Here is a 10,792-nt window from a genome sequence, read left to right on the forward strand (position 1 = left end):
TGTTGTACCAACATTCGCTTGTAAATATAAATACATCCTTTTTTTCCTTTCATAGTTTTAAATAATATCTAGATGTACTTTTTGTACTATTAATATTATAATCAATTACTAAACAGAGTAACATAAAAATGAAAAATTTTGGTAAATTCAAAGTTTAAAATCCTAAGGAGAAAAATATTTTGAAATTAGAGATATAAGTTACATAGTAATTTAATTTGTAATTATGGTATAATGATAGAATAACTTATATAAAATCTAATATTATATAAAGAGGTTAAAATGTATAAATTATCAAAGTATAGTAAAAATTTAAAAATAATAATAGAAAATTTCAAGGTGCAAAATATGATGAAAAAGGTAACCCCTCTAATAAAGCAGCTATATTACGCCAAAAATTCGAAGGACAAAAACCCGAAGATGTAATTGATGGTTTATTTGAAAACTGAAAATTAGATAATTATAAATCTTTAAGTGATAATGCTGTCAAAAGATTTAAACAAATTATCTATATGTTATCAAATTATACATATAGTAAATACGGAATTAATAAAGGTTATAATGATGATATTAAATTATTTGCTCCTTATTATTTTGAATTAGTTTCAACTCCTAATAAAATAGAAGATGGTTATTGAGAATTTAAAGATTGTCAAGTACTATTAAATTCATCATATTTTGTTTTTTCTGGTGGACCTACTCCACCTAAAAATTATTGAAAAAAAGTTTATAAAAACCAAAAACCGTTTAATGAGAGAGTTGATAATAAATGGTATTTTATAATATATAAAGATAATTCTAATAATATAAAAATATCAAAAAGAATAAATAATAATCCAAATATCAATGTAGCATTACCATGGTCTCCAAGTTGAATAAAAGTTTATCGTTGAGATGGGACTGGTGAACCTAATTTACCTGAAATAGATAAAAATGGTAATATAACTAATTGAAATTTAAAACAACAAAATAATATAAACAATGATGATGAAATTAAAGTAACTATTAAAAACAATAATATTTCAGAAAACCCTGTTTATCAATTAGAAGCAAATTATTTTAATTGATTATCAATAACAAATGAACTAGAAACGAATAACATTCCCTCTCTTATTCCTGCCGAAATTAAATTATCTGATAGAGAATATGGAAAATATTTAACTAATTTAATTGTTTCTAATGACAAAATAGAAAAATATTTAAACTATTTTTCACAATGATATAGATTACTTTATTCAAAAGCAGTTTGAACAAGTATGACTAAAGATTTAGTTGAAGATAACATTAAAATAACTTTTTATAAACACGAAAAACTTTTTATTTTAAATCAAATTGAAATATCGGGAATATGAGGGTATGGGAATTATGATATAAATATTTTTATTAAAAAATCAAATGAAAAAATTATTGAAAGAAAAGATATAAACTTAGAATTAATTCAAAATATACCAATTGGAACTAAAGCTAGCGGAAAAGACAGAAATACATATTTGCAATTAATCGAAAATGATACATGATATTTATATAAAAATGGTATTGAAGATGAAAACTCTTATTCAAATATTGCAGTTGTTAATTTTTTAAAACAATCAAATAGTATAATATTTTCCTATCCACTTCTAGAAGAAAAAATTAATATTAATAATTTAGAATTATTTAATAAAAACAATGAAAAATTATCATTAATTACATTAGAAATATAAAATAATCATTTTAATAAATGATTATTTTTATTGTAAATTGGAATAAAAGAAAAAAATATTATATTTTTATATTACCATTTTTATCTATTTCAGGTAAATTAGGTTCACCAGTCCCATCTCAACGATAAACTTTTATTCAACTTGGAGACCATGGTAATGCTACATTGATATTTGGATTATTATTTATTCTTTTTGATATTTTTATATTATTAGAATTATCTTTATATATTATAAAATACCATTTATTATCAATTCTCTCATTAAACGGTTTTTCTTGTGGTGCTATTCATTCTAAAATACCATCTTTTGTATTTATATTATTTTTGTCTTTTAGTTCTTTTAATTGTTCTTCGGTATATTGTTATAGTGTATTACAAGCAACTAAACTTGTTGTGCTTGTTGCTGTTAAAGTAATTGTTCCCAAAATAGCTAATATTTTTTTCATATTTTATTTAATTTAAATATTGTTAAAATTTACAACTTTTTTCACCTGGAACTGCTTCTTGTATTGCATCTCCAACAATTTTTCCAACTCATTTACCTACTGCACTACCTATAGTAGTTCCAGAAAGTGTACCTGTGCCAGGTGATATTGCACTTCCTACTGCACCACCTAAAACCCCAAATCCTAATGAAAATCCATCAGCAATATGTTTAGATAAATAAGAAAGAATTTTTTTATCAAAAGAATTTAATTTTCCTTGTTCTTCTTGATTTTTTAAATATTCTTCTACTTCTTTTAATTTATTTATTTTTCATTCTTTTGCTTGTTTTTCCCCTTCTTGACCAATTCATTCTTGTCTTTCTTTTTCTAGTCTTTCTTGTTTTAATTTGTTTGCTTTTTTTTCTATTTTATTTTTTTTCTTTTTCTTCATTACTAATTCATTCATTTAATCTATCAAAAGAAAAAACTTGGAATATACCTGATTGATTTATAAATAAATAAATCTTTTTATTTAAACTAAATATTTTTTCAATATATACATTTATAATTTTATTTTCACCTGGTCTAATTTCATATTTATCATAAGAATCATCTTCATTTTTTAATAAAATATATAAACGATCATATGAATTATCGTATGACCTAATAAATAAATTATCTGACTTATCAACCGCTATTTTAGAAGCTACAACATCATTATTTTTTTCTTGATCAATAATGTTAAATTTATAAATACTCTTTTTAGTTGCAATATAAAAATTTTCTTGTTCATTATCTAAATAATGATCATTAATATCTGGAATTGAAATTTCTTCAACTAAGGTTTGTCCAGATTTAAGATGATAAAATTTTTTATCAGAAAATATAAAAATGTCATTATCTAAAGCATAAAATTTTCAGCCCGTATAATTGTCATTACTAAATTCTCCACTTATTTCTATGGGGTTAATATCGTATTTTCTTAATAAATATAATTTATTAAATGATGTTAAATAAATATTATTATATTTATCAAAATTAAAGGAATCAATACTTTTTGAAAAATAAACTTTTCTTAATTTATAAATATCATCAATATTTTGCGGAATATCTTCTTTTTCGTCATGTTTAATTAAATTTAAAAAATCTATATTTTAATCATAACTATTGACCTTAAGAATAATATTATTTTCATTATCTAATGAAAAATAAATAAAATTAAGATTACTAATTTCTTCCTCTATATTATAAACATTATTTTTATAAAGTTTTTTAGTCGTAAAAATATAAACATTTTTGTTTATATTATTGTCTAATGAAAAACCATTAATATCTCCGGATTTTATTAATTGTAAATTTCCGTTTTCTTTAATTTTATATAAAGTATTATTTTTTCTAGTTTGTAAATAAATATTATTATTAAAATAATCAAATATAATATTTTGAACCTGAGAATCTCTTAAAGTTTGTAATTCTTCAAAATCAACAATAAAACTATTGTCTCTAAATGCAAAAGGATAAGGTTCTTCATAAGATAAATTTTTATAAATATTACTAAAAATTAAATTTTCTAAACAATTTTTAATATTTTCAACTTTTTCTAATAAAAACTTTTTAACTTCTTCGGATTTTCTAATTCCTATTTTTCAAAGAGAAGAAACAGTATCTCATCAAGAATAGTTATTATTTTCTATCTGTGATGAGATTTGTTTATTAGGCTGTATGTATTATTTAAGGGTTTTAATTAATATCTTAGAAATTGTGGAATAAAAATACCACTTACTTATCTAAATTATATTACTTTTAATTTTATTGTCAACAATATTTTAACATTTTTTAAATTTTTCCACGACAAAAATACATGTTTATTAAAGTTATTTAATTTATTAGATAAAATTAATAAAAATATAAGTTTGGTTGTAAATTATTATTTACAAAATTATTAACTGAATAATTAATTCTATTTTCTTCTAATGGTTCATTAGTATTAAATAAATTAATTTTATTTTTAAAATTCATCATACTAGTATTTAATTTATTTTTAAGAGTTTTTTCATGATAAGTTGCTTTTTTAACCAAAACACCTTTACAGTAATGTGATATATCACCCTCAATATGACAACCAATATTATTTCATAATGTTTGATTTCTGACACCTTCTTCATTATTTTTAATTAATTTAATTGTCTCTTTTAAGAATTTCATTTTTGATTCTTTTATAAAAGAAGCACTGTTTTCTAAGCGTTCTAATAATTCTTCATATTTACCATTAAAAAAATAATCGACTGCTTTATGGTATGTTTCTCTGTTTTCTTTGTTTTTACTTTGATAAGGATATAATTTTTTTAATCTACTTGTAAGGTGAAATTTATCTATCGTGTAATGTACTTTATTTTTAGGAAAATATTCTTGAATAAATTTTGCCATATTTTTAATTCAAGGTGCACCATCTCCTAATACCATAAATTCAATATTGTCATTAATATCATAATAACTTGTAATTAATGTAAGTAATTTACTAACAAAATTAATTAATTTACTATTTTTTTAAATATATTCTGGAATATTATCTAGTTCTATAACTCCTAATTTATTTGCAATTACAGGTCTTTTTTTAGTTGATTTTGTTTTATAAAAACCAGTATGAACAGTTGAAAATATACTATGTTTTTTTTTTTTTTTTTTCTTTCCCCTTTTTATTTTCATTTCACATTTTTAAATAAGTTCCATCAATTTGAATATATAAAGTATTAGGTACCTTTATTTTTTTATCAGTTTTATTAATATAATATTCTTTATCAATTTTTGCATTTTTCATAATATTTGAAATTGTTTTTATACAAATTTTTACATGTTCCATAGTATCTAAAATATCTTGATATGTTTTTTTATTGCCAATAAATGATAATATTTTTTCTTTAACAGAATTATCTATTCTTTGTCATTTTTTAATTCCTAAAAGTTTATCCAAAGGAAAAATATATTCTTCTTTACCTGTTTCTTGATTAATTTTATAATATTTTCTTCTTTTAAAAGTTATTTTCCCATTTAAAATAGTTAATTTTCTTGGTTTTATTTCTTTTACTTTATAATTTTTAAATTCTTTTAAAGTTTCATCAATTTTATAATTTTTTAAAATTCATTCATCACAATCTTCTAAACTTTGTTGAATAATTTCAATACTTTGTATATTTAATAAATTAATAAAATTCTTTTTAAAATTGTTATCAACATTTATCATTTTTATACCCTCTTTTCTATAGTTTAGGACTTTAGCACAAAAATAATAAAAATGCAAAAAAAGATATTATTTTTTATTTATTGTGTTATAATTAAAATGTTAATTATTAGCAAATTAATTTAACTGAAAAAAGTAAAATAATTTACTTTTTTTATTTTGATGTAAAATATAGGTAATAAAAAAAGAACCAAGTTGGTTCTTTTGTTATATTTTCAGGATTAATTACTCTTTTATTTAATCATATTGTTTAAATAATAGCAATTTTAATATGCAAAAAGGAGTAAAAAATGAAAGAATTTAATCCAAAAACAGCAAGTTTGGCAACTTTTTATCGTAAAATAGAGCAATTTAGATTTACAAAAGTAATGTTGCCACTTTTACAGTTTTATTATATGGATGCTTATAGAAAACGAAAATATTTTGGTAATGATAAAGATATTACATTAGATATTAATAATCCAAATGTATTGGGTATTAAAAATAATAGTAATAGTGCTGTTAAAATTACATTTAAACCAAGATAAAAATATAAAAAGAGATTTTTAATAGAGTGCACCCAAAAAGTAAGTAAAATAAAAAAAGATTTTGCTAAATTTTTATAGGGGGTGCATTTTTATATGGCAAAAAAAGGACAAAAATATAACAAATATACATCAGAATTTAGAACAAAAATCATTGAGGAAATTAAACAAAAAAGTTGTTGAATAGTAGCAAAACAATATAATATAAATGCAAATACAGTAGAATCTTGATGAGCAAATCATAAAAAAGGAAAATTAAACAATCCTAAAGGACCTAAAATTTCTTTTGGCAAAAGAAATTTAGAATATTATAAAACAAGGTATGAATTATTAAAAAAGCTCCATGACTTTTACAATTAAGCAAACTAAGAATTGTCTCTTTTATTAAACAAAATTTTTGTGAATATTCAATAAAATTATTACTAGAAGTAACAGGGTTAAAACGTAGTTATTGAGATAAATATAAAAATTATGACAGTAGCAAAAAAGAAAAAAAAGCAATAAATGATATTGTAAAAGTCTATGAAGAAAATTTAAAACAATTTGGTTATCGAAGAATTACTAAATATTTAAAGGAAGATTATGGTATAAAATATAATTCAAAAAAAGTTTTAAGAATTATGCGTGATAATCAAATACAACCTGAATATGTAAGAAAAATGAGAAGAAAAATGAAATATAAACAGAATAAAGAAAAAAGCTTATTGCAATATCCTGATTTAATTAATCGTAAATTCAATGATATAAAAACAAGGTTTTCAGTACTATATACTGATGTAACATATTTAATTTGAAAAGGAGAAAGATATTATCAATCAACAATTATTGATGGATATACTAAAGAAATAGTTGATGTAAAGTGATCTAAATATAATGACAATAAATTAGTAATGGATAATTTAAATGATGCAATTAATAAAATAAAATTAATAAAAAAAAGATCTGAATGGAATAATAATTCACTCAGATCACGGATATCAATATACATCCACTATTTATCACGATAAATGTTTATCTAACGGTATTACAATTTCAATGGGAAAAAATTACCACTGTGCAGATAATATTGTTATAGAAAGTTTTCATTCATTACTTATGAAAGCTACAATCCATAATAAAATATATAATTCACATGAAGAATATATACAAGATGTTATAAAATGAAATACATGATATTCAAATCGTAAAGAAAAAGATATAATTAAAAAATAGTAAATACTTTTTTATTAGTACTTACTAAAATGGGTGCACTCTAATGTTAAAAGATTTATTAGAACTTGATTCTTTAAAAAGAAAAAATGGTAAATCCAATATATCTAAAATAGCAAAAATATTGCATAAAAATCGCAATACAATTAGACAAGAAATAAAAAAGTTAAAAGATAATGAATATGACGCTAAATTAGCACACGAAGATTATTTACAAAAACGACAAAAATGTTTTAAAAAATCATCATTATTGCTAAATATTTTAGAATGACTAGATGAAAAATATAACAAATTTCATGATTCACCAGAACAAATCTGTAAAAAATATGAAAAAGAGTTTGGTATTAAATTTCCGGTATGTTTTAAAACTTTATATAAATATATTCATTTGGGATTTTTAAATTTCAAGAAAGATAATTTGTATTTTCATGGTAGAAAATATAAAACAAAAAATCGAATTGATAACCGTGGAAAAATAAGAAATTTTAGAACTATTGAAGAAGCAAAACATGATAAAAATGAATTTGGTTGATTTCAAATGGATACTATGGTTGGTAAAAATAATAGTGTTTGTTTAGTTTTAATCGAAGAATTAACCCAATTTAAAATTATTGAACCATTAAAAGAAAAAACAACAAAAGAAGTTACAAACGCATTAAAACGAATTTTTTCTAACAGATTTTTAAAAGATAGATGCAAAGGAATAATAACAGATCAAGGCAAAGAATTTGCTGATTGAGAAAAAATTGAAAAAATAACAAATGCTAAAGTATATTTTTGTGATGCTGGAACTCCAACTCAAAAACCAAAAGTTGAAAGAGCAATTCGTGATTTTAGACATTGATTTTCCAAAGGAATTGATTTAAGTATTTATTCAAGAAATTATTATCAAGAAGTTGCTAATATAATAAACTCTAAACTTAAAAAATCTTTACATTGACTATCTTAAAAAGAAGTTTTTATACAAATGTTTAATTTTTAATATAATTACCTATAAAAATTTTAATCATTTTATTTTTCAGTGTGCCAAAATTCATAAATTTAAAACAAAAATACTAAATTTTTTTAAAATAAATTATATTGAACATTTATTTTATTGGTGTTATAATAAAATTAAATAGGGTGCTACACTTCATAGTACAATTTACACCCCTTAAACTCTTTATTATTTCCCTTAAATTTAGTTATTATTTTTGCCATTCCAAGACCCCTTTCTTAAAAAATATTTTTACCTAAATTATAAATTTAGGACTTTTAACACATATATTAACAATTTATAAATCAAATAAGGTTAAAGTAATAAAATTCCTAAATCAATAATATTTTTTATCCTTTTTAAATAATTTTATTTTAGCCTCTCATAATTTTATTCTTATGTTAATTATAACGAAAATAATTTAAATAAAACATAATTAATAATAAATAAAAAATAAGAATACATTAAAATTTTTAGTACTCTTATTTTTAATAACCTAACAATAAAAACTGGTTAATTAGATTGTATTGTAGCAGAAATATAGTTTGAAACATAAAATATGTTATGGAGGTCAAATCAATCTGAATTCATTCGTTTTGCAATTGAAACTTCTATTTTAATAGGAGACAACTTATCACTATTATTTCAAACAGAATTAATAGTCTCTCAATTATCATATATTTGTTCTGTTAATCCAAGAAGATATTTTTCTTCATTAACATTTGAATCAATTTCAACAGATTTAAACATTCTATTTATCAACACATTACTAAAACCTAATTTGCTATTAATACTATAATTAACTTTAATATGTTCTCAAAATGAGGGTTCAAAAACAGCATATAAAATTGTTGTTTCCGTAAAAAAATTATAAGAATATGTAATTTTATTTATGCTACTTTTACTACTAGTTTGTGCTAAACTTGTTGGTTTATCATACATACTTACAGCACCTATTACAGGTATTACATTAGGAATTATACTAATTGTTCCTAAAAAAGCTAGTATTTTTTTCATGAAATAATATCCTTTCTCTTTTTAATATAACTTTAAATTAATACTATTTTATTATAACAAAGTTGAACATTAATAAAACATTATAGCATTTAATAAATTATTTATGTCTTATCCTTTTCTTTTGTATCTGACTTTTCTACTAAATTTCTTTTTAAATCCTTACTAGAATTTTTATCATTAAATGGCATTGTTATAGTTAACTTTTTATTAATTGTATCATTATCTTTCATTCATATCCCAAATCATGGCAAAACAAAAATTAGCAATAATAATGCAATTGCTAAAATGGGACCAGTTTTTTCTGGCATTACAATAGCATTTAAAAAATATGAATAGATATTATATCCAATAATAGCAATAATACAAAGTACACTAATAACTGCAGCTGGAAGAAAATATCAATTTTTAATTGTTGCAATCCGTTGATGATAACGATTTCATATTCCCAAAGCAATAATTGTTCCATACATTAGAAATGCCATCACAACACCTGCATTACTAATAAAATCGTAAAAATTATAAGTTTCTTTTGCAAAAATAGTTGGAATACCCATAATTAGTCCTCATATTAATGTAATCATAACTGATGCTAAAAAAATTGCAAAATTAATACTATATTTTTTCATAATTTTATTCCATAGTTTTGCACCAATAATAAAATTATCTTCAATCGAAGAATGACTTAGCTTAACTAAAGAAAAACTATATCCATTTAAAGTTCCAAAAGCACTAATTAAAATAAAGAAGAAAATAATTCGTTCAAAAATTTTATTAATAACCGGATCACTAAAAATTTTACCCGCAGCAACAGCAACACTTCCTTTAGCATCTAAATTTAAAGTTCCAATTGAAACAAGTAAATAAAGTATTGTTACTGATGTTAAACCTAATACTAAAGCTAATGGAATATTTCGCTCTGGTTTTTTAACATCCTTTTGGATATATGTTGTTGATAAAAAACCATCAAATGAAAATAGAATCCCTGGCAAAGCCATTAAAATCATTTCCAATCCAGTTTTATTTGCAACTAATTTATATTTATCAGGATCACCTAAACCACTCTTTCTTAATGCATTAGGGTCATTGTTAAAAAAGAACATTCCAATTAACCCAATTAAAATTAATGGAATTAATTTTAAAACAACGGTTGTCATTTGAATATATTTTCCTGTTTTTTCTAAATAAGTACAAATATAAATTAATAAAACAGTATAAATAATTGAAAAACTCGTTAAAATTAATTGATAATTAGCATAACCTCCAACTTTTTCACTAAATACGATTTCTGCGGTCAAACTACCACCAAAAGCTCAAATTGAAGCTTTTGTTGTATAATAAGCAACAGTAAAAGTTGTTAACGGAATATAAATATGGTTCATAGCGTTTCTCACTACACGACCAAACCATTTTCCCCCGAACATCTTTGCATACAAAGCAATACCTGAATTTGAATCTTGTTTTGCTGATGAAATTTCCATAAATGATAATCCAAATAAGAGAGCCATTAGACCACCAATTATCCATGCAATTAAACCTAGAACTCCATTCCCATTAGTTAATCCATATACACCTTCATTTTTAAAAAAGATTCCTGTTCCAACAACTGTTCCAACAACCATACAAAAGCACATAAAAAATCCATATTTTTGTGCTGTTTTTTTCTGCATAACTTCACCTCATCATTTTTACTTATTTTTATTGTTT

The 10,792-nt window shown here is 21.8% G+C and carries 12 protein-coding genes; 6 read left to right on the forward strand and 6 right to left on the reverse strand.

All coding sequences use genetic code 4. The features are described from left to right. Nucleotides 1–509 precede the first annotated feature (509 nt). The gene (locus AACL22_RS06080) at nucleotides 510–1,700 is read left to right on the forward strand and encodes a hypothetical protein (protein ID WP_338990419.1); all 1,191 of its coding nucleotides are present in this window, start codon (nucleotides 510–512) and stop codon (nucleotides 1,698–1,700) included. A 361-nt stretch (nucleotides 1,701–2,061) separates the two neighbouring features. Here the strand turns inward: AACL22_RS06080 and AACL22_RS13785 are convergent, their stop codons facing one another. From AACL22_RS13785 to AACL22_RS06095, 4 genes are all read right to left on the reverse strand, one after another. Continuing rightward, on the reverse strand, nucleotides 2,062–2,145 hold the full coding sequence (locus AACL22_RS13785; RefSeq protein WP_422397499.1) for a lipoprotein: 84 nt from the start codon (nucleotides 2,143–2,145) through the stop codon (nucleotides 2,062–2,064). A gap of 22 nt (nucleotides 2,146–2,167) precedes the next feature. Next, nucleotides 2,168–2,590: a glycine zipper domain-containing protein gene (locus AACL22_RS06085; RefSeq protein WP_338990421.1), complete on the reverse strand. Its 423-nt coding sequence runs from the start codon at nucleotides 2,588–2,590 to the stop codon at nucleotides 2,168–2,170. Nucleotides 2,591–4,020: 1,430 nt separating this feature from the next. Further along, a complete protein-coding gene (locus AACL22_RS06090; protein WP_338990423.1) occupies nucleotides 4,021–4,551 on the reverse strand; it encodes a hypothetical protein in 531 nt (176 codons plus the stop codon). 235 nt (nucleotides 4,552–4,786) lie between these two features. Next, nucleotides 4,787–5,365 (reverse strand): UPF0236 family transposase-like protein, encoded by a 579-nt coding sequence (locus tag AACL22_RS06095; RefSeq protein WP_338990425.1) that lies wholly within the window; start codon nucleotides 5,363–5,365, stop codon nucleotides 4,787–4,789. A 287-nt stretch (nucleotides 5,366–5,652) separates the two neighbouring features. Here AACL22_RS06095 and AACL22_RS06100 point away from each other — a divergent pair, with 287 nt between their 5' ends. From AACL22_RS06100 to AACL22_RS06120, 5 genes are all read left to right on the forward strand, one after another. Next, on the forward strand, nucleotides 5,653–5,889 hold the full coding sequence (locus tag AACL22_RS06100; RefSeq protein WP_338990427.1) for a hypothetical protein: 237 nt from the start codon (nucleotides 5,653–5,655) through the stop codon (nucleotides 5,887–5,889). Nucleotides 5,890–5,982: 93 nt separating this feature from the next. After that, the gene (locus AACL22_RS06105) at nucleotides 5,983–6,246 is read left to right on the forward strand and encodes a hypothetical protein (RefSeq protein WP_338988671.1); all 264 of its coding nucleotides are present in this window, start codon (nucleotides 5,983–5,985) and stop codon (nucleotides 6,244–6,246) included. Nucleotides 6,247–6,386: 140 nt separating this feature from the next. Further along, complete coding sequence (locus AACL22_RS06110) at nucleotides 6,387–6,893, forward strand: IS3 family transposase (RefSeq protein ID WP_338993022.1); 507 nt, start codon at nucleotides 6,387–6,389, stop codon at nucleotides 6,891–6,893. A 28-nt stretch (nucleotides 6,894–6,921) separates the two neighbouring features. Further along, on the forward strand, nucleotides 6,922–7,098 hold the full coding sequence (locus AACL22_RS06115; RefSeq protein ID WP_338990429.1) for a hypothetical protein: 177 nt from the start codon (nucleotides 6,922–6,924) through the stop codon (nucleotides 7,096–7,098). Nucleotides 7,099–7,141: 43 nt separating this feature from the next. Further along, nucleotides 7,142–8,044 (forward strand): IS30 family transposase, encoded by a 903-nt coding sequence (locus AACL22_RS06120; RefSeq protein ID WP_338990431.1) that lies wholly within the window; start codon nucleotides 7,142–7,144, stop codon nucleotides 8,042–8,044. Nucleotides 8,045–8,584: 540 nt separating this feature from the next. Here AACL22_RS06120 and AACL22_RS06125 read toward each other — a convergent pair. Both AACL22_RS06125 and AACL22_RS06130 read right to left on the reverse strand, forming a co-directional pair. Then, complete coding sequence (locus AACL22_RS06125; RefSeq protein WP_338990433.1) at nucleotides 8,585–9,088, reverse strand: hypothetical protein; 504 nt, start codon at nucleotides 9,086–9,088, stop codon at nucleotides 8,585–8,587. Nucleotides 9,089–9,189: 101 nt separating this feature from the next. Beyond that, nucleotides 9,190–10,755, reverse strand: coding sequence for an APC family permease (locus tag AACL22_RS06130; protein ID WP_338990434.1), 1,566 nt, complete (start codon nucleotides 10,753–10,755; stop codon nucleotides 9,190–9,192). Nucleotides 10,756–10,792 lie beyond the last annotated feature (37 nt).

The organism is Spiroplasma endosymbiont of Seladonia tumulorum (assembly GCF_964020235.1).
In the GTDB taxonomy this organism is placed as follows: domain Bacteria; phylum Bacillota_I; class Bacilli_A; order Mycoplasmatales; family Mycoplasmataceae; genus Spiroplasma.